We start from the raw sequence: 23371 nt of genomic DNA, 5'->3' as shown, positions 1-23371 counted from the left end.
TGTCCGACGCCGTCGCCTACATGACCGGCGCCAAGGTGCCGGAGCGTGCAGATGAGTTCGCCTGACGCGTTCGCCCCCGGCAATGTCGTCGATCTTGCGCGGCGCATTGCCGGATTGCCGCGGATAGGGAACCGCTGGCTGGTGGCCGTTGCCGGGGCGCCGGCAGGCGGAAAGTCCCTGCTGGCCGGAATGATTACGGCCGCAGTAAATGCGGCGGGCCGCCCCGCCCGGGCCATCCCCATGGACGGGTTTCACCTCGACAATGGCCTGCTTGAGACACGCGGGCTTGTGGCGCGCAAGGGTGCGCCCGAAACCTTCGACGCGCAGGGCTTCGTTCACATGATGCACCGGTTGAAGCAAGGCGGCGAGGTCGTCTATCCGCTGTTCGACCGCAGCCGTGACCTCGCCGTCGCGGGAACGGCCTCGATCGAGGCGGAGTGCGACGTGGCGATTGTCGAGGGCAACTACCTGCTCTTCGGCGAAGACCCTTGGCAATCGCTAAAGCCGCTCTGGGACCTGTCGGTCTGGCTCGACACGCCCGAGGAGGTGTTGCGGGGCCGTCTCTTGCAGCGCTGGCTCGACCATGGGCACACACCCGACGAGGCCCTGGCGCGCGCCGAACGCAACGATCTGCCGAACGCGCGCCGCATTCTCGCCGGCCGCCTGGAGGCGGATGTGACGTTTGCCGCAGACGACATCCGGGTCTGACGTTCGAACACAGCACAACCGATCAAGGAGGAAGACCCATGGCAAGCAGCCTGAGCCAATTGCGGGAGATGACCACCGTTGTCGCCGATACCGGAGACGTGAATGCGATCCGGGCGCTGAAACCCCACGACTGCACAACCAACCCCAGCCTGATCCTGAAAGCGTTGCAGATGCCAGCCTTCGAGGAGATGGTCGCCAAGGAGATCGAGGCCGGCAGGTCGGCCGGGAAGACGCCGCTCGAGATCGCGGATACCCTGACTGTCGGGGTCGGCGTGGAACTGGCGCAACTGGTACCCGGCCGGGTTTCGACAGAGGTGGATGCGCGCTTGTCCTTCGACACCGAGGCCTCGCTTGCCAAGGCGCGGGCGCTGGTCGCGGCCTACGGCGAACGCGGGGTCGGTCGCGAGAAGATCTTCATCAAGCTGGCCTCCACCTGGGAAGGCATCCGCGCCGCGGAAATCCTGCAAGACGAAGGCATAGACTGCAACCTTACGTTGCTCTTCTCGCTCGCGCAGGCTGCGGCCTGCGCCGAAGCCGGCGTGGCGCTGATCTCGCCCTTCGTCGGCCGGATCACCGACTGGTACACCGCCAAGGAGGGCCGCAGCTTCGACGCCGAGGAGGACCCCGGCGTGCGCTCGGTGCGCGAGATCTACGATTACTACAAGTCGAACGGGATCGAGACCATCGTGATGGGCGCCTCGTTCCGCAATACCGGCCAGGTCAAGGCGCTGGCGGGCTGCGACCGTCTGACGATCTCGCCCAATCTGCTCGAGGAACTCGACGCCGAGGAGGCCGGGGTGCGGCGGGTGATGACGCCCGAGAGTGCATCAGGCATGGCGCGGATCTCGCTGGACGAGCCGGATTTTCGCTGGCGGCTGAACGCCAATGCCATGGCCACCGAGAAGCTGGCCGAAGGCATCCGCAATTTCGACGCGGACCATCAGAAGCTTCTGCAAGGCATCGAGCAAAAGCAGAAGCAGTCGTCCGCCGCCTGATCAATCGGAAGGCCGGGGATATTCATCCCGGCCTCCACTCCCCTCATCAAAGCGCGTTCGCGCCCCATTGCCGAACTTGGAAGGAACGCAGTCATGAGCAATTCCGACGATCTCGATCAACTGTCGATCAACACGCTGAGAACTCTGACGATCGACGCGGTTCAGGCCGCCAATTCCGGTCATCCGGGCGCGCCCATGGGGCTTGCGCCGGTGGCCTACACCCTCTGGCAGCGCTTTCTGCGCTTTGATCCCGACAGACCGATCTGGCCGAACAGAGACCGCTTCGTGCTTTCGGTCGGCCATGCCTCGATGCTGCTCTATTCGTTGTTGCACGTCACGGGCGTCAAGGCGGTCAACCCCGATTACGAAACCCAGGGCGAGCCGGCGGTGCCGCTCGATGCCATCCGGAATTTCCGCCAGATGGGCAGCGCGTGCCCGGGCCATCCGGAATATCGCTGGACCACCGGCGTCGAGGCCACGACCGGCCCGCTCGGCCAGGGCGTCGCCACCACAGTGGGTATGGCGATCGCGCAGCGGTGGCTCGCGGCGACCTACAACCGGCCGGGCTTCGAGCTTTTCGATTACGATGTCTACGCGCTGGCCGGCGACGGCTGCATGATGGAGGGCATCTCGGGCGAGGCGGCCTCGCTTGCCGGGCACCTCAAGCTGTCCAACCTGTGCTGGATCTACGACGACAACAAGATAACCATCGAGGGCTCGACCGACCTGGCCTTCAGCGAAGATGTGGGCAAGCGGTTCGAAGCCTATGGCTGGAACGTGCTCCGGGTCGCGGATGCCAACGATCTCGATGCGCTGGATCAGGCTTTTCGGAGTTTCAGGGCGACCGAGGACCGGCCGACGCTGATCATCGTGCGCAGCCATATCGGTTATGGATCCCCCAACAAGCAGGGCACCTACGGCGCGCATGGCAGTCCGCTGGGCGACGATGAAATCCGCCTGACCAAGCAGAATTACGGCTGGCCCGAGGACGCGAAATTCGAGGTGCCGGACGAAGTGATCGCGCATTTCCGCAACGGGCTTGGAAAGCGAGGCGATGAAGCGTCCACCGCCTGGAACGCGCTGTTTTCCGAGTACCAAGACACATATCCGGACCTCGCGCATCAGCTGAACTGCACGCAACGGCGCGTGCTGCCGGACGGCTGGGACCAGAGCCTGCCCAGCTTTCCGGCGGATGACAAGGGGCTGGCAGGCCGGGTCGCCTCGGGCAAGGTGCTAAACGCCATTGCCGAACAGGTGCCCTGGCTGATCGGCGGCGCGGCCGACCTTGCGCCGTCGACGAATACAAGGCTGACCTTCGACGGCGCCGGCGACTTCAGCGCCGAGGACCATGCCGGCCGCAACTTCCACTTTGGCGTCCGCGAACACGCGATGAGCGCCGTCCTGAACGGCATGTCGCTGTCCAAGGTCCGGCCCTATGGCTCTGGCTTCCTGATCTTCAGCGACTACGCGCGCCCGGCCATCCGGCTGAGTGCATTGATGGAGATCCCGACGATCCACATCTTCACCCATGATTCCATCGGCGTCGGCGAGGACGGCCCGACCCACCAGCCGGTGGAACACCTTGCCTCGCTCCGGGCGATCCCGGGGCTTGTGGTTCTGCGGCCCGCCGATGCCAACGAAGTGGTCGAGGCCTGGCGCGTCATCATGCATCTGCGCCATGAGCCGGCGGTGCTGATCCTCAGCCGCCAGAACCTGCCCACTCTGGACCGCTCTCGCTATGCCCCGGCGGCCGGCGTCGCCCGCGGCGCCTATGTGCTGGCCGATGCCGTCGACGGCAAGCCGGACGTCCTGCTACTGGCCACGGGCAGCGAAGTGTCGCTGTGCATCGCGGCCTACGAGGAGCTGAAGGCTGCGGGTATCGCCGCGCGCGTCGTCAGCATGCCGTCCTGGGAGTTGTTCGAGCAGCAGGAGCGGGCCTACAAGGACGCCGTCCTGCCGCCGGACGTGACCGCCCGCGTGGCGGTTGAGAAGGCGTCGATCCTGGGCTGGACCAGGTATACCGGACTGCGCGGCCAGATCATCGGCATGCGCACTTTCGGAGCCTCAGCGCCGCTCGCGGAACTCCAGCGTCAATATGGCTTCACGCCGGGCAACATCGTGGCCGCAGCCAAGGAGCAGGTGGCTAACGCAAGGACATGATTTCCCCTGGGGGCGCCTTGGATTTCAGGCGCCCCCGGGTTCAGGTGGATGGCGGGAGCACACTTTTGCGGTGTAGTTCCTCGGGGGATGACTCGATCCAGAACCACCTTTGGAAAAGCGTTCAGTGATTGTGCCGCGGAAGGCGGTTCTTGGTCGCGCGAAACGATGGCGCCCCTTTGAGAATTCCGCCGTCTTCGAGCTGCGTGACATTTTCGCGGTATAACCGCTCCCAAGGCGTATTCGCCTCGGGAACTTCAACGCCGCCTGCACTGCGCTGGCGCAGTTCCTCGTCGTCAACAACGGCATTGCAGGTGCCATTCTTGATATCAATTCGGATTGTATCACCGGTTCTCAGCAACGATAGGCCGCCGCCCGCGACACTCTCTGGCGAGGCGTTCAGGATGGACGGGCTATCAGCCGTGCCGGATTGGCGGCCATCGCCAAGCGTGGGCAGGCTGGTAATTCCCGATTTCAACAAATGATCCGGCGGCTGCATGTTGACCACTTCTGCCGAACCCGGCCATCCAATGGGGCCCGCCCCCCTGATCACAAGAATACAGTGGGCATCGATATTGAGGGCCGGATCGTTGATCCGCGTGAGATAGTCGTCTGAGCTTTCAAAGACGATCGCGCGGGCTTCAAACACGCCGGGCCTCTCAGGGTCGGACAGGTAACGTTCGGAAAACTCGTCTGAAATGACGCTCGTCTTCATAATGGCGAAATCAAAAAGATTGCCGCTCAAAACAAGAAAGCCGGCGCGGTCTTTCAACGGTTGCGAGTAAGAACGAATGACATCGCCGTCAGGGGCGGCGGCCCGCGCCAGTTGGATCGAGATTTTCTCGCCGGAGACGGTCAGGCATTCCCCGTTTAGCCTTTTGTTGTCCAGCAGTTCGCGCATGATTGATGCCACCCCACCGGCACGATGAAAACTTTCCCCGAGATAGTCGCCGGAGGGCTGAACGTTGGCCAAGAGCGGTATGTCATAGGCCGCCGACCAGTCTGCCGCCGTCAGGGACAGGCCTGCATGCAAGGCCATGGCGTTCAGATGGGGTTGTGCATTCGTGGATCCGCCAAGGGCAGCGCATGTGTTTACAGCGTTCAGAAATGCGGCTTTGGTCATGATATCGGACGGGCAGAGATCTGCGCGCACCATCTCGACGATCCGCATTCCCGTCCTGTACGCAATTTGGCCGCGCTCGCGGTAAGGCGCTGGGATCGTGGCGCATCCGGGCAAGGACATTCCCAGCGCTTCTGCCATTGCGTTCATCGTCAGGGCGGTGCCCATGGTGTTGCAATGTCCGGCCGACGGGGCCGAATCCAACGCTTCATCAAGGAATTCGTCACGGGTCATCTCGCCGGCAGCAAGTTTTCGCCGCGCCCGCCAGATGACGGTGCCGGACCCCACCCGTTCGCCGTTGTGCCACCCGTCCAACATCGGGCCGCCAGACAACACGATCGCAGGGATATCGACGGTCGATGCCGCCATGAGCGCGGATGGCGTGGTCTTGTCACAGCCCGTCGTCAGAACAACCCCGTCCAGCGGATAGCCGTTCATAATTTCGACGAGACCCAGATATGCCAGGTTCCGATCCAATGCCGCGGTCGGACGGCGGCAGTTTTCGAAGATTGGATGTGTCGGAAAGGCGATGGGGATACCTCCCGCATCGCGAATTCCGTCCCTGACGCGCGATTCATTGGCCAGATGCCCACGGTTGCAGGGGGCCAAATCGCTACCGCTCTGCGCAATCCCGATTATGGGACGACCTGATCGCAATTCGTCCGGCGTGATCCCGTAATTCATGAACCGTTCGAGGTAGAGAGCCGTCAGGTCGGCATGGTCGGGATTGTCGAACCAATCCTGTGAACGAAGGCGCGGTTTGGGCTGTGTCATGTCACGGATTGCCTGCGAAGTCGTCGACGAGCGAGTCAGGCAGGTTCTGATAGCAGACCGGACGGACAAAGCGGCGAATGGCCAGTGTTCCGACCGAAGTTGCCCCGAAATTCGTCGAAGCCGGGTAAGGGCCGCCATGCACCATCGTGTCAGATACTTCGACGCCGGTCGGAAATGCGTTGGCAAGGATGCGGCCTGCCTTGCGCTCGAGCGTCGGAATGAGCCTGCCGGCCTCTTCGCGGTCGTCGTTTTCCATTTGGAGTGTCAGCGTCAACTGACCATCGAGAGAGGCGGCAATCTTGTGCATCTGCCTGACGTCATCGGCCAGAACCACCAGGCCAAGGGGCCCAAAGACTTCGTGGTGCAGGCTGGCATTTTCCAACCAATCCTTTGCCGGGACCGACAGCAAGACCGGACGCGCCGTGCGCCCGTCACCCACCGCGCCGTCATGACCTGTGTGACGGGTGGTGGTGGCGTCGCTGTCAAATTTTGCGGCGCCCGAATGATAGGCTTGCGCAATTCCCTCGGTCAGCATCGTCTGCGGGGCAATTCCATCAAGGGCGGTGGCCGCTGCCGCAACAAACGTATCTGCCTCTGGCCCGGCGACAACGATTGCGATCCCGGGTTGTGTGCAGAACTGGCCGACGCCCATTGTCAGGGAACCTGCCCACCCCTCCCCTATCGATGCCGCACGTGCCGACAGGGCGGCGGGCAGAACGAACATCGGATTGACAGACCCGAGTTCGCCAAAGAACGGAATTGGGGTCGGGCGTTGGGCGCACAGGTCAAACAGCGCCCTGCCGCCTGCCAAAGACCCGGTAAATCCGACGGCGGCGATCAAAGGGTGCTGCACCAAAGCGGTGCCGACATCGCGGCTGCCACCCTGAACCAACGAGAAGACACCGGCGTCTATCCCGCGCGTCTTGCGCGCAACGTCGATCGCCTGCGCGACGATTTCACTGGTTCAAGGGTGACCTGAATGCCCCTTGACCACGACAGGGCAACCGGCCGCCAAGGCGCTCGCGGTATCACCGCCAGCCACACTGAAGGCCAGCGGGAAGTTTGACGCACCAAAGACCGCGACAGGTCCAATCGGGCGCTGGATCAGTTTGAGATCGGGGCGGGGCAAGGGGGCGCGATCCGGCAAGGCGGCATCGTGGCGGCGATCAAGATAATCACCCGCCGTGATGTGATCGGCGAACAGACGCAATTGCCCGGTTGTGCGGCCACACTCGGCGATCAGACGTTGTTCGGGCAGCCCGGTTTCCTGAGATCCGATCTTCGCGATCTTCTCCACGCGGCTCTCGATTTCCTTCGCGATTTCGTTCAGAAAGGCGGCGCGATCTGCGCGGCTGGTCTTTCCATAGCTCGCAAAGGCAGCCTCGGCAGCTTCCACGGCTGCGTCAACCAGGTCGGGCGTGCCGACCGAGAACTCCCGAGGTTCACCATGCGCCGGATCGGACCGGAACGTCCGCTCTCCGCCAATCCAGTTTCCAGCTATCAGATGTTTTCCGACACTCATTATTTGTCCTTGTTAGATAAGATTGCGCGTCGCCAAATTGCGCATCATGTCTGCCAGACCAAAAGTCCATTCGGCGCAGGATGTTGAAAGATCGACCGAGTTGACGAGCTGGCCCAATTCGGGACAGGACACAGTGACAATATCGCCTATTTTATGTGTAAATCCTTGTCCGGGCGCATCTCGGTCCTGTGTGGGGGCGAACAAGGTTCCGAGAAAAAGCACCAACCCGTCGGGGTACTGGTGATGCCTTCCGATGGTTTGTTTTACCAAGTCTTCGGGGTCTCGGCTGATCTGTTTCATCGAACTCGACCCTTCAAGCCGATAGCCGTCAACGCCCTCGATTGTGAGCTGAATTTCCAGATTCCGCACGGCGTCAAGGTCGAAAGTATCGTCAAAAAGCCGGATCATCGGCCCGATGGCGCAACTGGCATTGTTGTCTTTTGCTTTTGACAACAACAAGGCGGATCGGCCCTCTACGTCGCGCAAATTGACGTCATTTCCCAATGTCGCGCCCATGATAGCGCCCCTGGAATTCACAACGAGCACCACTTCGGGTTCCGGGTTGTTCCAGTTCGAGATGGGATGCAAACCGACCGCGCTGCCAAAGCCGACAGATGACAAAACCTGGGCTTTCGAAAAGACTTCGGCGTAGGGACCAATGCCCACCTCGAGGTATTGGGACCACAACCCCTCGGCCTTTAGAGCTTCTTTTACCTTTTCGGCCTCGGCAGAGCCCGGGACGATGTTGTTGAGACTGTCACCGATACGGGCGGCAACCCGATTTCGGATATCCTCGGCCTTTGCCGCATCGCCCGCGGCTTGCTCCTCAATGACGCGTTCAACCATCGACCCGGCAAAGGTCACGCCGCAGGCTTTGACGGCCTGCAAGTCACAGGGCGCCAGCCAATCCCATTCACCTTCGACCGGGCGTCCGGGCGCCGCCGCCACATAGGAGGCCGGGTCGTCCATTTCCATGATGTCGCGTACCGCCGGCGCATCGCGCGATGTGATATCCAGCAAGGTTCCGTCACGGGCCGTCACGACACATGGACCGACATCCGGGACAAGAATGCGCCCAAGCCAGAGGCCATCTGTTTCTGGTATTGGAAGTGGCATAAGAGTTTCCATCTGTGTTTCGCGGGCGCGGTCGAAAAATCAACTCATGCGCTGACGCCCTCCCCGAGGCGCTCCTTCAGCACCCACACGGCTTGAGCCCTGTCAGCGCGCCGATGACTCTATGATCATTTTAGATCATCGTCAATGATCATTTTGGGTCATTCCAGGATCGATATTTGACATTTTGCACTCTTCAAAATTGACAGCCAGAGCAACCAAATCTTCAGGTCAAGGCATGTTGTCGGCGAGGAAGATATCGATGGTTATCTTCTCCTGGCTTTCGACAATTGGCGCCCCCAGGCAATGAGCCCGCAGGACACGTACCGCGCTTCTGGCGATGTGATCGACGTTCTGGCCAATAACCGCATCCAACTCACCGCGCGACAAGGCTTCCCGCAGGCGCGGCGTCAACTCATGCATGATGACAATCGGTCGCTGTTCTATTTCGCTCAATGCCCTCAGTATGCCACTGTTGCCTGCGCTGCTGGAATAGATGCCGGAAATGTCCGGATGCTCCGCCAGCAGCTTGCGAACCAACTGATAATTCTTTTCGATTATGCTGTTGCCTTCAAGCGGCTCCAGAACCTCGACTGTCTTAAGGGTCGCGTCCAAGGCTTGGTTAAAGCCATAGATGCGATCAATTTGATCCCGCAACCGCGCCGTGCCGCAAACGATCGCGATCTTGTGGCGTCCGGCCGGCAGGAAGCGCCCCATCAGGCTTCCCGCAACACGCCCGGCGTTCACATTATTGATGCCGATGAAATTGACCGGCGCGTCGGTGATGTCCGAAACCAACGTCACCACCTGAAGCCCGCGGGTCTTGGCCCTTTCGATCGCATGCCGCACGCCGGGCGCATCCACGGCAAAGACAGCAATCCCCTGATAGTCCTCGCAGGACACGGCATCCAGCTGCGCGATGATCGCTTCATCATCGTCGAACGGGATATATCCGAAATCGATTTTCACCTCATAGTCGGGCACTGCGGCGGGGGCGGAGGCCACCGCTTGCTTGAACATTTGCAGGAAGGCACTTTCCCCGTTTGGAATGAGAAACAAGAACTTGAGGACACCGCGAACCGAATGCGTGATGGAATCAGGCAATTGGCGGTAACCCAGCTCCCGGACGGCGTTCGCCACCTTCTCGCGGGCATTGGCGCTGACGCTTCCGCGATTGTTCAGAACGCGCCCCACGGTCGCCGTGCTGACATCTGCATGTCGAGCTATATCCTCGACCGTCGGCTTCTTCATCGAGATCCTCCCCAGTTAGCGCCCCTCTCCTTTACCCTGAGGGCTGGGCAAGAAAAAGACAACGGTTCTGACGTAAAAAGATCATCTAGAGCCGCATTTTGATCGCACATACCAAGAGGTGAGCCCGCGGCACCGCCCGTCAACAACGGGGCTGGCCATCCCCTCCCGGGGGATCTGTGCCGTTTATCAAGGCGTCCAATCATCGGCGAAACGACAACCGGCGGCAAATCCGTCTCTCCTGCCGCCGGCCTTCACTTCAACAGCCGCTGGGCTCAAGTGCCTGCGATTTCCTTTGCCTTTTCAAAGAACCCGCGTTTGCGTGGGGATGAGATGCCCCAATTCACCGGGACCGATTGATAGCCATCGTCGGGGCCATCCCCGTCCATCCGGTAGTCGAAAAAGCCCCAGCTGGCATAGCTTTCCACCGCGGCAACGAAATTGTTGTCATCCTTGTCGAAGTCGAAATGGTCATCCTCGTTGAACAGGATAGGCATCGGCCTGTAGCCCGGCACCTCGCGGGTCTTGCGCACCATGTCGCGGATCAGGTCGGGGTCATCCTGACCGTTTCCGTGAATCAGGATGAAATCGCTGCGCTCGACGACGTTGGTCTTGGGATTGAAGCCGCCGCCATAACTTGTCCCGGTCAAAAGACGACGACCATCCTTTTCGACGGATTTCGCGATGTCGATCAATTCGTGCACACCGTCCGGCATGAGAACCGGCAGCTGGTAAAGGATATCGCACTCATTGTTGATTTCCAGAAGGATGTTCTTATGCCCCGTCTCCAACAACCAGGTCACGGCATTGTGCACGGCCGTTCGCACCGCATCCTCGCTGGCGAATATCTTCTCTTGACCGAAGTAGAACAGCCCGACGATCACCACCATGCCCAGCTCATCCGCCGCCCTGAGAATGCGGCTCAGCCGATCGAGGTATTCGTCGCGCAACGCGCCCTCAGGCGTGAATGCCGAGTTGATCCATGGCTGTTGCTTGGAATAGCCGTAGGGACTGCCTCCCTGAAGGTTGATCGTGAAAGCCAGCACGCCATGCGCCTTCCAGCTCGGCATTGCCGCGATGAACTCCTCGGTGTTGCGATCCGCATCCCAGCTCCCGGTATCCGCATAGGCCCAGTCGTCACGTGTCTCCGGATTCAGATCGTCAAAGATGCCTTGCACCATGCGGGTGTTCAGCAAGAGACCCTCGACCGGATGCCCTTTCCAGCTCCGCCCGCGATAGGTCGGCGCCCCGTTGATCTGGAACTTCGCGCCGTCAATGGTGACTTCGGTAGATTTGGTGGTCATGTGATGTCCCTTACTGGTCCAGGCGAATGCCGGACGATGTGTCGAACAGATGGCAATGCTCCTTCGCCATCCAGATATCGATGAAGTCCCCGACCCTGTGAGCCACCCGACCGGTCACCTCGATGGTCACTTTTTCGTCGCCCATTTCGACGACAAGGATCGTCGCGGGGCCGGTTGGCTCGATCACCGAGACCATGCAGCGCACTTTCATGCCCCCGGTATCCGAAAGCGAAATATATTCAGGCCGAATGCCAAGCGTGACCTCGGCCCCGGCCCGCAAGGACGCTCCCAGCGGCAGTTCAAGTCCACTGCCCAGCACGACAGTACCGCTGTCCGAAATGGTCCCGTCGATCAGGTTCATGGACGGCGAGCCAAGGAATTCCGCGACAAAGCGGTTGGCGGGCTGGTCATAGAGATCCAGCGGCGCTCCGACCTGTTCGATTGTGCCGGCGTTCATGACGACAATGCGGTCGGCCATGGTCATGGCTTCGATCTGGTCGTGGGTGACATAGACAATCGTGGTGCCCAGACGGTTGTGCAGCGACTTGATCTCGGCGCGCATCTGAACCCGCAGCTTTGCATCCAGATTGGACAGCGGTTCATCGAACAGGAACACCGAAGGATCGCGCACGATCGAACGCCCCATCGCAACCCGTTGGCGTTGCCCGCCCGACAATTGCGCCGGCTTGCGATCCAACAGGGAATCCAGCGCGAGGATCTTTGCCACCTCGTTGACGCGCTCGGCAACCTCCGCCTTGTCCGCGCCGTCGAGCTTCAGCGAAAAACCCATGTTTCCGGCAACCGTCATATGCGGGTAGAGCGCGTAAGACTGGAACACCATCGCGATATTTCTTTGGCGCGGCATCATGTTGTTGACGACCTCGCCATCGATCGCGACCTCGCCCTCGGTGATGCTTTCCAGCCCCGCCAACATGCGCAAGAGCGTGGACTTTCCGCAGCCCGATGGCCCGACCAGCACGATGAATTCGCCTTTTGTCACCTCCAGCGACAGATCGGGAATGGCCGTGACGGCACCGTATTTCTTGGTGACGTTCCGAACAGAAATTGTGGACATTCTTGGGGGTCCTCAGCTTATTTGACAGAGCCAGAGGTCAGCCCGGAAACGAGCCATCTCTGCACGAAAATGAACATGATCAGCGCCGGCACAGTGGCCAACACGCAGGCGGCCATGAACATGCTGACATAGCGGGTGCCGCCACCTTCGGCCGTCAGATCTCCGATCCCGACCTGGATCGTCTTCATCTCGCTGGAATTGAGCAGCAAGGACGCCCAGAGAAAATCGTTCCATGCATTGAGGAAGGTAAAGATCGTCACCGCGGCCAATCCCGGAAGGGAAATCGGCAGGATGATCCGCAGGAAGGTCGAGATGTAGCTGCACCCATCCACCAGCGCCGCCTCTTCGATCTCGGGCGGACATGAGGATTCGAAATACCCTTTCAGCAACAGGATCGAAAACGGCAGAGAGAACCCGGCATAGGACAGGATCAAACCGGTATAGGTGTTCAACAGGCCGGCATCCTGAATCAGCGCATACAGCGGAAAGACACGGGTGATCGGCGGGATCAGCTGGGTCACAAGGATCGTGACGAGGATCAGGGTCATGCCCGGAAAGCGGAACCGCGACAGGACATAGGCGGCGCTGGTCCCGATCAACGTTGCCAACAGCGCCGCCGCCGCCGAGACGTAGATCGAGTTGAAGATATAGCGCCAGATTGGGATCAGCAGGTTGATGTCCTGGTAGGAATCCAGCCGGATCTGATCGGGAATCCACTTTGGCGGCAATTGCTTGATTTCCGCCGCCGTCTGGAACGAGCTTTTGAGCATCCAGAAGATCGGCAGCAGAATGTAGATCAGCGCAATGACGGTTGCGGCAATGACGGTCAGCTTGGTGATCGTGTCGACACGGCGATAGCGGGAAAAGATCCCCTGCCCCTGACGCACAGCCGGATTGACGGTGGCATCCATGGTTATTTGTCTTTCCTGATTTGCGCGCGGATATAGAAGATGCAGATCACGCTGGTCATCAGAAAGACCACACCGCTTGCCGCAGACGCATAATCGAAGCGGAAGAAGTTGAAGGCCTGCTGATAGGCGTATACCGCCGCGACATTGGTCATGTCCTGCGGGCCACCGCCGGTCATGATGAAGTTGATTTCGAAGTGTCCGAAACCGGTGATCAGCAACAGCATCACGATGACACCGAGAACCGGTTTCAGCAAAGGCAGGGTGATATACCTGAAACGCCCGATCAGGCTTGCCCCGTCGATCGAGGCCGCTTCGTACAAGCTGCGCGATATCGACTGCATGCCCGCCAGCAGAAAGATCACCACAAACGGCAGCCCGTTCCACACCCGCACCGCCACCACGGACGCCAACGGCAGCGAAAGCGGTCCGGCGTCAGTGGTATCGGTCAGAAACCGCAGGTTGCCGTCGATCAGCCCCCAATCCATGAGAAGTGCGTTGATCGGGCTGCGATCGGTGTCCAGCATCCACACCCAGATGGCCGCGGCCACGACGGGCGGCACGAACCACGGGGCGCAGATCAGGGTTCTGACAATGGCGCGCCCGCGATATTTCGCATTCATGACATGCGCCAGCAGCAGCCCGAGCGCCACGACCAGAGCCATGACCATGACGGTCATCACCACGGTATTGACCAGCGAGGTCACGAACCGTTGGTCAGACAAGACTACCTGATAATTGCGCCATCCCACGAACGTCTCGCCGGCGGTTTCCGCCTGAATCAGATCGTAGTCCAGAAAGCTCCACCATAGCGACGTGACCATCGGCACGATGCCAAGGGCCAACGTAATCAGAAGCGCCGGTGCAACCATCAGATAGCAAAAGAGATTCTTGCGCAGTTCCATCGCCATCACGTCCTGTTTGTCTGGAAATGCGGCGCGAGACCCGGCCAGCCGGGCCCCGCACCAGGGAGGTTACTTGTTGAACGCCCGATCCATTTCGGCCTGCATCCGCTCTTCGGCCCGCTTGATCGTTTCGTCCATGTCGGCCTGCCGGATCACCACGTCATAAACCATGTCGTAGATCACGGCGCCGGCCTCATCCGCGGCAAGCGCATTCCACACCGGCGACGGGTGCTGCGACGTATGGGCGAATTCGAGACTTTCGGTCAGGACCGACTTCCATTCGGTATCGCTCCAGAATTCGGAATTCATCACACCGCGGTGCGGGCTGACATTGCCGCTCGCCTCGCTGAGCACCTGCATGTTTTCTTCTCGGCTCAGGAACTCGATCCATTTGACGCAGGACTCGACGTTTTCGCTGCCGCGCAGGACGCCAAAATATCCTGACCCCGAATAGGCATCGCGCCCCTCCGGGCCGGCCGCAGGCACGGCCAGGGCCCATTTGTCGTTCAGCTCGGGATATTCCACCGTCCAGTTCGAGGGCCAGCCGCCGGGTACGCTGCCGACGATCGACACCTTGCCCGCCAGAAAGGCCTCGCCGGTGTCGTTCCCCTTTTCCATGAAGTCAGGATCAAGAACCTCATGCGTCCAGACAAGGTCTTTCAGGAATTGCAGGGCGGTGCGCATGGCTTCGTTGTCGATGGTCGCGGTGCGGCCGTCTTCGGTCATCATTTCACCGCCGGCCTGCCAGTATAGCGGCGGAAACGATTGTCCGATGTTGTTGTTGCCAAGCCCGAAGCCCCATTGCGTCACGTTGCCGTTTTCGTCGCGCAAGGTCAGCTTCTTGGCATGCTCAACCAATTCGTCCCAGGTATCGGGGGGCGCGGTCAGGCCGGCCACCTCGAAATGATCGGTGCGATACATCATCGGACGCACGTCGCCACGCCAGGGGATGCCGTAGAAATCACCGCTCCACGTCACGTCCTGAAGGCTGCCCGTGAAAAAGTCTGTGTCGAGCGCAGGCCAGGTGCTGTCACGGTATTCATTGAGCGGCAGCGGCCCATGCTCGGTTCCGCCGATGGCGGAAAATGAATGCAGGAAGAACATGTCGGCGCAGTCCGGGGCCGGCCCGCCCTGAGCCACTGTAAGCCACCGCCGAAAGGCGACGCTCCAGTTGATCGGCTCGTAATTGACGGTGATGCCCGACTCGGCCTCGAATTCGTCGGCCAAGGCTTCGATTGACTGTTTCCAAGCAATGAGGTCGCCGTACGGCTGCGTCCAGAACTCGACCTCCTGAGCTTGCGCGGCCACATGAAGCGATCCGATGATCGCACCCAGCGCAACGCTCCGCGCCAATTTTCCCTGCATTTGATGTCCTCCCTGAGTCGCCATTCCACCACCCACACTATGTGAACGATGCTTGTGCGTGAGTTAACGTATGCACTAATTTCAACATAGTCAATGACTGATTTGGATCATCCCAAGGCTGTAATGCGTCACGTCCCGTGCGCGAAGCCACGCCGAAGGGCGCGATGAAGATCGCGCGCCACACCAAAGTTAAAAGGATTTTTCCAATCGGCATTGCGCTCACGCGCCTGCTCGCCGCCCTGTCACAGCGGCCTGACCGAAACCGGGGAACACCACGTCTTCGAACACTATCATGAGCAGAAGCGCCCCCATGATCGGCAAACGTCCCGCCGTTCGCGCAGTAATGCGCGGGTCGCGTGGGAGCGATGCACGCGCGTCATTCAGGGTCTGGTTTGCAGACCTGCCCCATCACCGTCAGGATCAACCACGGGTGCCACCCGCTTCGCCGGCAGTTCGGGCATCAAACACTCCGATCCCGTGCCGCGTCACCCTCGGATCGCTGCGGGTCGCGCCGAGAACTTCGGCCTTCCTGATAAATCTGGCCGGAGGTGCAGCGGCGGCCCCGGTCGGGACCGCCGCTGCAAAACCTCAAACGTAACGGTTTACCAGGTTTTCGAGCCTTTCCTGCCGCCCCGAACGCGGAGTCGGGTTGAGGCCTTCGCCCTCGACACGGGCCGCGATCTCGTCCAGCCCTTCGGCGAGCATGGCCTGCACCTCGGCGCTGTCCCAGCCGGCGTAGCGGGCCTGCCGGGCTTCTTCCAGCTTGCCGTCTTCCAGCATCTTCGCCGCCGCCTTGAAGCCTGCGGCACAGGCGTCCATGCCGCCGACATGCGCGAGGATCAGATCCTCGGCATCTAGCGACTGACGCCGCAACTTGCTGTCGAAGTTGGTGCCGCCGGTGGTAAAGCCTCCGGCGCGCAGCACCTCGTAATAGGCCAGCGCCATTTCGGGCACGTTGTTCGGGAACTGGTCGGTGTCCCAGCCCGACTGGTAATCGTTGCGGTTCATGTCGATCGAGCCAAAGATCCCCAGCTCACGCGCCAGCGCCAACTCGTGCTCGAAGCTGTGACCGGCAAGGATCGCGTGGCCCTGCTCGATGTTGACCTTTACCTCCTTTTCGAGACCGAAGTCCTTGAGGAAGCCGTAGACCGTCGCGACATCGTAATCGTACTGGTGCTTGGTCGGCTCCTGCGGCTTGGGTTCGATCAGGATGGCGCCGTCAAAGCCAATCTTGCGGGCGTATTCGACGGCCTGTGTCAGGAACCGCCCGGCCTGCTGACGCTCGCGCCCCATGTCGGTGTTGAGCAGCGTCTCATAGCCTTCGCGCCCACCCCAAAGCACGTAGTTCTCGCCGCCAAGCTGATGGGTAGCGTCGATGCAGGTTTTCACCGTCGCCGCGGCAAAGGCATAGACGTCCGGATCCGGGTTGGTCGCCGCGCCGGACATGTAGCGCCGGTGCGAGAACAGGTTCGCGGTGCCCCAGAGAAGCTTTGTGCCGGTCGCCTCCATCTTGCCCTGGAAGTAATCGGTGATCTCGCGCAGGTTTCGGGTGTTCTCGGCAAAATCCGCGCCCTCGGGGCGAACGTCGACGTCGTGAAAGCAGAAATACGGTGCGCCGAGGATCTCGAACATCTCGAAGGCCACGTCGGCTTTGAGCTTGGCCTTTTCCATACCCTCGCCGAACCAAGGCCGCTCGAAGGTCTGCCCGCCGAAGGGATCGCCGCCCTCCCAGGCGAAGCTGTGCCAATAGGCGACCGAGAAACGCAGGTGCTCCTTCAGCGTCTTGCCCATCACCACCTCGTCGGGGGCGTAATGGCGGAAGGCGAAATCATTGTCGCTGTCGGGCCCTTCGTGGCGGACCTTTGGGATGCCCTTGAAAAAATTTGTCATGGTGCTCTCGTCTTTCATGTGCCTGTCTCTCGGCTGTCTGTGGAGCGGCTGGCCCAGACCAGCCCGCGGCGAAGGATTTCGCGCATTTGGGGATTGGTGAATTCGGAGGCCTGATGGCCCAAGGCCGAGTAGAAGACCCGGCCGCGCCCATGGCGACGGGTCCAGACTACCGGCATCACGGTGCCGGAGATCCAGGGCGCATGGCTGCCGTCGAACGTGGTCGTCGCCAGCACTTCGTTGCCGGGGTCGACATGCAAGAAATACTGTTCCGAGCGATACTCGAAATCGTCGATCCCCTCCATCAGCGGGTGCTGCGGCTGGGCGATCTCGACGCGGTAGTCGAGGATATCGCCGGGATGGGCCACCCATTGGCCGCCCGCCATGAACTGATAGGCCGGCGCATCGCGAAAGGTGTCGCCCATGCCGCCGTGAAAGCCCGCAAGCCCGGTGCCGGCCTCGATCGCCGCGCAAAGCCGCTCGAGCGGCACCTGGTCGATGCTCACCTGCGTGCACATCGGCACGATCAGGTCGAAGCGGGCCAGATCGGCCTCGCCCAAGACCGCGACGCCTGCCTCGGACCGGACGTCGAAGCCCTCGGCCTGCAACATCTCCTCGACGATGGCGGCGCAAGCTTCGGGCTCGTGCCCCTCCCAGCCGCCGTAAAATATCAGTGCCTTGGCGCTCATGCCGCCTCCTCCTGCAATGCGATTTCGCCGGTGCCGAGACCGGCTGCCAGCGGCGCGGGCCGCGCACAGCGCGTCGTGATCTCGATCGCCCTGCCCTCTTGGGCCGCAAGGTGCATGGCCTCCATCACCTCGAGAGCGTGCAGCGCCAGATCGCCGCTGGCGCAATGCGGGCGCCCCGAGCCGATGGCCTCTGCCATCTGTGCCAGACCGAGCCCGCGGAAATTGCCGTCGCCATGGCCATGGTGCATCGGTTGATCCCGCCATTCGCCGGTCTCGAACAGTTCGACCGTACCGTCGAAGCGATTGGGATCGGGGATCGTCATCGATCCCTCGGTCCCGTAAAGCTCGAGCGGCCCGTGCCGGTGCGCGCGGACATCAAAGCTCGTGGCGATCTGCACCAGCGCGCCCTGGGCGAACTCCAATACCCCCGCGAGGTGTGTATCGACCTCGACCGGCACTTGCGCACCCGCCCGCGGGCCGGTGGCAATCTCGCGGCTGTCGCGCGCGCGGCCGCCTAAGGCGGTCACACGCGCAATCGGGCCAAGCAGGTTCAGCATGGCGGTGATGTAATAGGGGCCCATGTCCATCATCGGCCCGCCGCCGGGCTGGCTGTAGTAGAAATCCGGGTTCGGATGCCAGGCCTCGTGGCCGGGCAGCATCAGGGTCGCGGTGCCCGCGACGGCGCGCCCAATGCGCCCCGCATCGATCAGCGCCCGCGCGGTCTGATGCGCGCCACCAAGGAAGGTGTCGGGGGCGCAACCCAACCGCAGACCCGCCGCACCCGCCGCCGCGTTGAGCGCGCGCGCCTCCTCGAAGCTCCCCGCGAGAGGCTTTTCCGAATAGACGTGCTTGCCCGCCTCCAGCGCCCGGTGACCGATCTCGGCATGGGCGGCGGGGATGGTGAGATTGAGCACGATATCGATGTCGTCGCGCGCCAAGAGCGCCTCGACCGTCATCGCCTCGCTGCCGTATTCATCCGCCTTGGCCTGCGCCGCCTCGGCACGCAGATCCGCGACGGCGCGGATCTCGAACTGCGGAAACACCGCCGCGTTCTTCAGGTAAATGTCGCTGATGACGCCGCAGCCGACGACGCCCACTCCCAAAGCGCTCATGCCGAGTGCTCCATGCGGCGGCCATCATGCCCGAAGAGATGCAGGTTCGCCGCCTCCGGGCTCAGCGCCAGCCGCTCGCCCGCCTTGAGGCGTATATGCCCCGGCAACCGCACCGTGATTTCGCCCAGACCTTCGGCATCCATATAGGCGATGGTGTCGGCCCCGAGGGTCTCCACGACCTTGGCCACGGCGCGCCATTGTCCCTCGCTCTCGATATGCAAGTGCTCGGGCCGGATGCCGGCGATCTTCACGTCGTCGCGCGCGATGGCACGCCCCGGCAGCAGGTTCATCTTGGGCGAGCCGATGAAGCTCGCCACGAACTCGGACGCCGGGCGGTCGTATAGCTCCATCGGCGCGCCGACCTGCTCGATGTGACCGTCCTTCATCACCACGATCTGATCGGCAAGTGTCATCGCCTCGACCTGATCGTGGGTGACATAGATCATCGTCGCCCCGATCGACTGGTGCAGCTGCGCCAGCTCGACACGCATCTGCGTCCGCAGTGCCGCATCGAGGTTGGACAACGGTTCGTCGAACAGGAACACCTCCGGGTGGCGCACGATCGACCGGCCGATCGCCACGCGCTGACGCTGCCCGCCCGAGAGCTGGCCCGGCTTGCGGTCGAGATAGGCTTCGAGCGACAGAATGCGCGCGGCCTCGCTGACGCGGGCGGCCCGTTCGGCCGCGGGCACCTTGGCAAGGCGCAGGCCGAAGTCGATGTTCTGCGCCACCGTCATGTGCGGATAGAGCGCGTAGGACTGGAACACCATCGAGATGCCGCGATCCGAAGGCTCGGCATCGGTCACATCGGTGCCCCCGATGCGGATCCCGCCCGCGGTGGGGCTCTCCAGCCCGGCAATCATCCGCAGAAGCGTGGACTTGCCGCAGCCCGAAGGGCCGACCAAGACCGTGAAAGAGCCGTCGGGCACGCTGAGATTGAGATCGGGGATCACCGTCACCGCGCCGAACGTCTTGGTGATGCCCGTCAGTTGAACGTCAGCCATCAGAGGCCCTCCTTGTCAGGCCCGCCATCAGCGGGGCTCGTATTGAAAATGCAGGAAGTCGGCGTGAAGGCCGCGCCCCGAGGTGTCATGCGCCGCCATTCCGATAAAGGCGCCGGTGAAATTGTTGCCCGGCCCGTTGCCCGCCTCGTCCGAGATCGCGGATTGATCCAACGCGAGGCCGAGATCGGTCCAATCGCCGCCTTCGATGGCGTAGCGAAAGCGCAGGGTCATACCGTCGACATCGCAGCCGAGCCGGACCCGGCCCGTCGCAGGCAGATCGATCGGGGCGGCAAGCGGCTGTTCCATGCGCATCATCGGCCAGTCGGCAGGACAGCTCATCACCGTGAGCTGGCGCTGCCCCGCATCGCCCGCCGTCACCGCCAGGTAGTGGAACTTGAAGCCGTTGTACCATGCGACCAGCCCGGCGAACTGCTGGTAGGTCTCGGGGGCATAGTCGATTTCGGTCTCGGCGGCATAGGCGATGTCGGTCTGGCGTCGCGCCACCAGCGCATGTTCGAACAACGATCCCGGTGCTTCGCGGCCAAAGAGCCGCAGCGCGCCGGGACGGGCGTCGAGCGAGAACAGCCGCGCGCTGTCGGGCGTGCGCAGCCATTGGAACGCGGGCGGCAGCGCGCCCGGCGCGAAGTCGGTGCGGCCTGTCGGTGGCGCAAACCGGTGCTCGGGCAGATCCGGCGCGGGGGCAGTCGGCGCCGGCACACAGCCACCATGGGCCAGGCGCGGAAATTCCCCGGCCTCCCAGATCAGCTTCTGGATCGCGGTCTCGCGGCCCAGAGGCGAGCGGCGCGCATCCTCCTCGTGGATGCCCACGACCCGGCCCGGCGCATCCCCGCGCGTCGCGTCGAGCGGGCGCGAACACAGGTGGACGAGGTAATGTTCCCCGGCCTGCGTCTCGACGATATCGGCATGGCCGGCGCGCTGAAGATAGGCTTCCGGCGCGTCCTTGGACGTCAGAAGGTGCTTTTGCGGATCGGTCTCATACGGGCCGAAGAGATCGCGGGAGCGGGCCATGGTCACCGCATGCTCGTAGCCGGTTCCACCCTCGGCGGTCAGCAGCCAGTAATAGCCGTCGCGGCGGTAGAGATGCGGACCTTCGGTGAGCTTGTGGTCGGAGCCGCGGTAGATGTTGCGCACCTCGCCCACGAGCCGCTTCTCGGCGACCGAATACTCCTGGCACAGGATGCCGCCGAACCTGTCGCCGCCTTCCTGGCGGTGGTCCCAGACCATGTTGACCAGCCACTTGCGGCCGTCCTCGTCGTGAAACAGCGACGGGTCGAAGCCCGAAGAGTTGAGGTACACCGGGTCTGACCAAGGCCCCTCGATTGCAGGTGCGGTCACAACGTAGTTGTGGCTGTCCTTCCACGCGCCGTCGCGGCGTTTCACGTCGGTGTAGACGAGCCAGAACAGCCCGTCGGCATAGGTCAGGCAGGGCGCCCAGATGCCGCCCGAATCCGGGTCGCCGCGCATGTCGAGCTGTGCCGCACGGGTTAGCGGCCGGGTGACGAGCCGCCAGTTCGCGAGATCGCGGGAATGGTGGATCTGCACGCCGGGGTACCATTCAAAGGTCGAGGTGGCGATGTAGTAGTCCTCGCCCACCCGCAGGACAGAAGGGTCTGGGTTGAAGCCGGGCAGAATCGGGTTGCGGATTTCAGTCATAGTCTCATCCCTTGACGGCACCGCCGGTAAGGCCGGCGACGATGTATTTCTGGGCGGCGAGGAAAAAGACGATCGCGGGCAGGATCGTCAGCGTCACGAAGGCCAATGTGCGGTTCCATTCGGTGACGTATTCGCCACGGAACTGCATCATGCCCAAGGGCCAGGTGAAGGCCTCGCGCGAGTTCAGCACCACCAGCGGCAGCAGGAAGTTGTTCCAGCTCTGCACGAAAACGAAGACGCCCACGGTCGCGAGGATCGGAGTCGAGAGCGGCAGGGTGATCCGAAAGAAAAAGCGCACGTAACCGCAACCGTCGATCCGCGCCGCCTCGAACAGCTCCTTGGGCAATTGTTCGAAGAACGTCCGGAACAACAGGATCGCCAGAGAGAGACCAAAGGCCGTCTGCGGCAGGATCACCGCCCAGTAGGTGTCGAGCAGGCCGATATCGCGCACCTTGATGAACAAGGGCAGGATCGCTGTCGCAAAGGGAAACATCAGCCCCAGTAGCATGTAGGAAAACAGCATGCGCGAGCCGAAAAAGCGGATCTGCGCGAAGACATAGGCCGCCGCCGCTCCGACCAGCAGCGTCAGTGCCACGGTGCCGGTCGAGATCAGCAGCGAATTGCCGAGGTAGCGCCAGAACGCGGGGTCAGCGAGGATCGCACCGTAAAAGCTGACGTCCCAGTCCTGTGGCAGTGCGAAGGCATTCATGCGGATCTCGGCGTTGCTCTTGAAGCCGCCCAGTGCGGTGGCCAGCATCGGTGCCAGCACGAAGCTCGCCACCACGCACAGAACCGCGACGCGCGCGAAGTTGCGCCAGAAATGCGACCGGCTCATGCCCGTGATCCTTTCATGAAGATGCGCTGGTAGAAGACCGCCACGAGGATCGCGGCAAAGAAGAGCAGCACGCCCACGGCGCTGCCAAAGCCGATCTTCAGTCGCGTCAGGCCGAAGCTGTAGAGATAGGTGACGATGGTGTGGGTCTGGTTCGACGGACCGCCGTTGGTCAGCGGAATGATCACGTCAAAGACCTGCAACGCCCCGATGATCGCAAAAAAGGCGCTGACGATGATGGCCGGACGGATCTGCGGGATCTGCACGTAGCGCACGATCTGCGACCGCTTCGCGCCTTCGATCTTGGCCGCTTCGATCAGGTCCTCGGGCACACCTTGCAGGGCCGCGATATAGATCATCATGTGAAAGCCGAAGTATTTCCAGACGATCACCGTCATCACCGCGACAAAGGCCCAGTCGCGGTCGGCAAGAATGAAGAAGCTTTCTTGGCCAAAGGAACGCGCGATTGCAGCTGTGACGCCATAATTGCCGTCGAAGACGAAGCTCCAGATCAGGCCCGCGGCCACCTCGGCCAGGATGTAGGGCACAAAGAAGATGAGCCGGAACACCGCGTTGGTCGGCGTCTTGCGATAGATCAGCAGGGCGAGAAACAGCGCCAGCGGCATCTGGATGAAGAGCGAGATCGCGACGATCTTTGTGGTATTGCCGATCGCGGTGTGGAACACGCTGTGGCCCGCGATCTGCTCGAAGTTGCGCAGCCCCACATAGTCCTGCGGCGTGCCATAGCCGTTCCAGTCGAAGAAGGCATAGTAGCCCGACTCGGTGAGCGGCAGGATCACGAACAGGCTGAACAGGATCAGCGCCGGCGGCAGAAGGATCGCGATGGCGGCGAAGCGGCTGGAACCGGCGCCGCGCCAGATGCGGCGCGCGGGGCGCGGCGACGCTGGCGAGCGAGCATCGAGCATTTGCATGGAATGCGTCTCCGTATCGGTAAGAAGGTGGCGCGCGCTCCGGGGAG

Annotated in this window: 18 protein-coding genes and 1 pseudogene; 3 read left to right on the top strand and 16 right to left on the bottom strand. The window is 62.0% G+C overall.

What is annotated here, in order from left to right; genetic code table 11:
• Positions 1 to 51 precede the first annotated feature (51 nt).
• The 3 genes from PVW49_RS20085 (at position 52) to tkt (ending at position 3863) form a co-directional block, all read left to right on the top strand.
• Positions 52 to 708: a nucleoside/nucleotide kinase family protein gene (locus PVW49_RS20085; RefSeq protein ID WP_274591387.1), complete on the top strand. Its 657-nt coding sequence runs from the start codon at positions 52 to 54 to the stop codon at positions 706 to 708.
• Positions 709 to 746: 38 nt separating this feature from the next.
• Positions 747 to 1703 (top strand): transaldolase, encoded by a 957-nt coding sequence (gene tal, locus PVW49_RS20080; RefSeq protein ID WP_274591386.1) that lies wholly within the window; start codon positions 747 to 749, stop codon positions 1701 to 1703.
• 93 nt (positions 1704 to 1796) lie between these two features.
• Positions 1797 to 3863 (top strand): transketolase, encoded by a 2067-nt coding sequence (gene tkt, locus PVW49_RS20075; RefSeq protein ID WP_274591385.1) that lies wholly within the window; start codon positions 1797 to 1799, stop codon positions 3861 to 3863.
• Between the two features lie 121 nt (positions 3864 to 3984).
• Here tkt and PVW49_RS20070 read toward each other — a convergent pair whose 3' ends face one another.
• From PVW49_RS20070 to PVW49_RS19995, 16 genes and pseudogenes are all read right to left on the bottom strand, one after another.
• Positions 3985 to 5754 (bottom strand): IlvD/Edd family dehydratase, encoded by a 1770-nt coding sequence (locus tag PVW49_RS20070; RefSeq protein ID WP_274591384.1) that lies wholly within the window; start codon positions 5752 to 5754, stop codon positions 3985 to 3987.
• A gap of 1 nt (position 5755) precedes the next feature.
• Positions 5756 to 7276: pseudogene (locus PVW49_RS20065) on the bottom strand (aldehyde dehydrogenase (NADP(+))).
• 12 nt (positions 7277 to 7288) lie between these two features.
• Positions 7289 to 8404: a fumarylacetoacetate hydrolase family protein gene (locus PVW49_RS20060; RefSeq protein WP_274591383.1), complete on the bottom strand. Its 1116-nt coding sequence runs from the start codon at positions 8402 to 8404 to the stop codon at positions 7289 to 7291.
• Positions 8405 to 8620: 216 nt separating this feature from the next.
• Positions 8621 to 9640 (bottom strand): LacI family DNA-binding transcriptional regulator, encoded by a 1020-nt coding sequence (locus PVW49_RS20055; protein WP_074839232.1) that lies wholly within the window; start codon positions 9638 to 9640, stop codon positions 8621 to 8623.
• Between the two features lie 272 nt (positions 9641 to 9912).
• Positions 9913 to 10941 (bottom strand): hypothetical protein, encoded by a 1029-nt coding sequence (locus PVW49_RS20050; protein WP_274591382.1) that lies wholly within the window; start codon positions 10939 to 10941, stop codon positions 9913 to 9915.
• A gap of 10 nt (positions 10942 to 10951) precedes the next feature.
• Positions 10952 to 12016, bottom strand: a complete 1065-nt coding sequence (locus tag PVW49_RS20045) for an ABC transporter ATP-binding protein (protein WP_074839237.1) — start codon at positions 12014 to 12016, stop codon at positions 10952 to 10954.
• Between the two features lie 17 nt (positions 12017 to 12033).
• Positions 12034 to 12927 carry a carbohydrate ABC transporter permease gene (locus tag PVW49_RS20040; RefSeq protein WP_074839240.1) on the bottom strand — a complete coding sequence of 298 codons (894 nt, stop codon included), beginning with the start codon at positions 12925 to 12927 and terminating at the stop codon, positions 12034 to 12036.
• A gap of 2 nt (positions 12928 to 12929) precedes the next feature.
• Entirely contained in the window at positions 12930 to 13835 is a 906-nt protein-coding gene (locus PVW49_RS20035) for a carbohydrate ABC transporter permease (protein WP_274591381.1), read from the bottom strand.
• A gap of 63 nt (positions 13836 to 13898) precedes the next feature.
• A complete protein-coding gene (locus PVW49_RS20030) occupies positions 13899 to 15194 on the bottom strand; it encodes an extracellular solute-binding protein (protein WP_244526579.1) in 1296 nt (431 codons plus the stop codon).
• A 588-nt stretch (positions 15195 to 15782) separates the two neighbouring features.
• Positions 15783 to 17084 carry a xylose isomerase gene (gene xylA, locus PVW49_RS20025; RefSeq protein ID WP_274591380.1) on the bottom strand — a complete coding sequence of 434 codons (1302 nt, stop codon included), beginning with the start codon at positions 17082 to 17084 and terminating at the stop codon, positions 15783 to 15785.
• A gap of 14 nt (positions 17085 to 17098) precedes the next feature.
• A complete protein-coding gene (locus PVW49_RS20020) occupies positions 17099 to 17770 on the bottom strand; it encodes a ThuA domain-containing protein (RefSeq protein WP_274591379.1) in 672 nt (223 codons plus the stop codon).
• On the bottom strand, positions 17767 to 18882 hold the full coding sequence (locus PVW49_RS20015) for a Gfo/Idh/MocA family protein (RefSeq protein ID WP_074839250.1): 1116 nt from the start codon (positions 18880 to 18882) through the stop codon (positions 17767 to 17769). Before PVW49_RS20015 ends, PVW49_RS20020 begins: the two co-directional genes overlap by 4 nt.
• On the bottom strand, positions 18879 to 19886 hold the full coding sequence (locus PVW49_RS20010; protein ID WP_074839253.1) for an ABC transporter ATP-binding protein: 1008 nt from the start codon (positions 19884 to 19886) through the stop codon (positions 18879 to 18881). Before PVW49_RS20010 ends, PVW49_RS20015 begins: the two co-directional genes overlap by 4 nt.
• Before the next feature lie 27 nt (positions 19887 to 19913).
• Positions 19914 to 21560, bottom strand: a complete 1647-nt coding sequence (locus PVW49_RS20005; RefSeq protein WP_274591378.1) for a glycoside hydrolase family 43 protein — start codon at positions 21558 to 21560, stop codon at positions 19914 to 19916.
• 4 nt (positions 21561 to 21564) lie between these two features.
• Positions 21565 to 22395 carry a carbohydrate ABC transporter permease gene (locus PVW49_RS20000; protein ID WP_048534345.1) on the bottom strand — a complete coding sequence of 277 codons (831 nt, stop codon included), beginning with the start codon at positions 22393 to 22395 and terminating at the stop codon, positions 21565 to 21567.
• Positions 22392 to 23324: a carbohydrate ABC transporter permease gene (locus PVW49_RS19995; protein WP_048534344.1), complete on the bottom strand. Its 933-nt coding sequence runs from the start codon at positions 23322 to 23324 to the stop codon at positions 22392 to 22394. Before PVW49_RS19995 ends, PVW49_RS20000 begins: the two co-directional genes overlap by 4 nt.
• Between the last annotated feature and the right edge of the window lie 47 nt (positions 23325 to 23371).

Origin of the sequence: Marinovum sp. PR37, from assembly GCF_028807375.1 — a bacterium.
GTDB classification, from domain to species: Bacteria; Pseudomonadota; Alphaproteobacteria; order Rhodobacterales; family Rhodobacteraceae; genus Marinovum; species Marinovum algicola.
The sequence above is the reverse complement of the archived record's forward strand: the minus strand, read 5'-3'. Positions and strand labels throughout refer to the sequence as shown.

What these genes read in the sequence shown, in the direction of transcription:
- xylA (WP_274591380.1), bottom strand. Translation starts at nt 17,084, where the DNA reads ATGACAAATTTTTTCAAGGGCATCCCAAAGGTCCGCCACGAAGGGCCC.
- PVW49_RS20015 (WP_074839250.1), bottom strand. Translation starts at nt 18,882, where the DNA reads ATGAGCGCTTTGGGAGTGGGCGTCGTCGGCTGCGGCGTCATCAGCGAC.
- PVW49_RS20070 (WP_274591384.1), bottom strand. Translation starts at nt 5,754, where the DNA reads ATGACACAGCCCAAACCGCGCCTTCGTTCACAGGATTGGTTCGACAAT.
- tal (WP_274591386.1), top strand. Translation starts at nt 747, where the DNA reads ATGGCAAGCAGCCTGAGCCAATTGCGGGAGATGACCACCGTTGTCGCC.
- PVW49_RS20040 (WP_074839240.1), bottom strand. Translation starts at nt 12,927, where the DNA reads ATGGATGCCACCGTCAATCCGGCTGTGCGTCAGGGGCAGGGGATCTTT.
- PVW49_RS20055 (WP_074839232.1), bottom strand. Translation starts at nt 9,640, where the DNA reads ATGAAGAAGCCGACGGTCGAGGATATAGCTCGACATGCAGATGTCAGC.
- PVW49_RS20085 (WP_274591387.1), top strand. Translation starts at nt 52, where the DNA reads ATGAGTTCGCCTGACGCGTTCGCCCCCGGCAATGTCGTCGATCTTGCG.
- PVW49_RS20000 (WP_048534345.1), bottom strand. Translation starts at nt 22,395, where the DNA reads ATGAGCCGGTCGCATTTCTGGCGCAACTTCGCGCGCGTCGCGGTTCTG.
- PVW49_RS20010 (WP_074839253.1), bottom strand. Translation starts at nt 19,886, where the DNA reads ATGGCTGACGTTCAACTGACGGGCATCACCAAGACGTTCGGCGCGGTG.
- PVW49_RS20045 (WP_074839237.1), bottom strand. Translation starts at nt 12,016, where the DNA reads ATGTCCACAATTTCTGTTCGGAACGTCACCAAGAAATACGGTGCCGTC.
- tkt (WP_274591385.1), top strand. Translation starts at nt 1,797, where the DNA reads ATGAGCAATTCCGACGATCTCGATCAACTGTCGATCAACACGCTGAGA.
- PVW49_RS20005 (WP_274591378.1), bottom strand. Translation starts at nt 21,560, where the DNA reads ATGACTGAAATCCGCAACCCGATTCTGCCCGGCTTCAACCCAGACCCT.
- PVW49_RS19995 (WP_048534344.1), bottom strand. Translation starts at nt 23,324, where the DNA reads ATGCAAATGCTCGATGCTCGCTCGCCAGCGTCGCCGCGCCCCGCGCGC.
- PVW49_RS20030 (WP_244526579.1), bottom strand. Translation starts at nt 15,194, where the DNA reads ATGCAGGGAAAATTGGCGCGGAGCGTTGCGCTGGGTGCGATCATCGGA.
- PVW49_RS20020 (WP_274591379.1), bottom strand. Translation starts at nt 17,770, where the DNA reads ATGAGCGCCAAGGCACTGATATTTTACGGCGGCTGGGAGGGGCACGAG.
- PVW49_RS20060 (WP_274591383.1), bottom strand. Translation starts at nt 8,404, where the DNA reads ATGGAAACTCTTATGCCACTTCCAATACCAGAAACAGATGGCCTCTGG.
- PVW49_RS20035 (WP_274591381.1), bottom strand. Translation starts at nt 13,835, where the DNA reads ATGGCGATGGAACTGCGCAAGAATCTCTTTTGCTATCTGATGGTTGCA.
- PVW49_RS20050 (WP_274591382.1), bottom strand. Translation starts at nt 10,941, where the DNA reads ATGACCACCAAATCTACCGAAGTCACCATTGACGGCGCGAAGTTCCAG.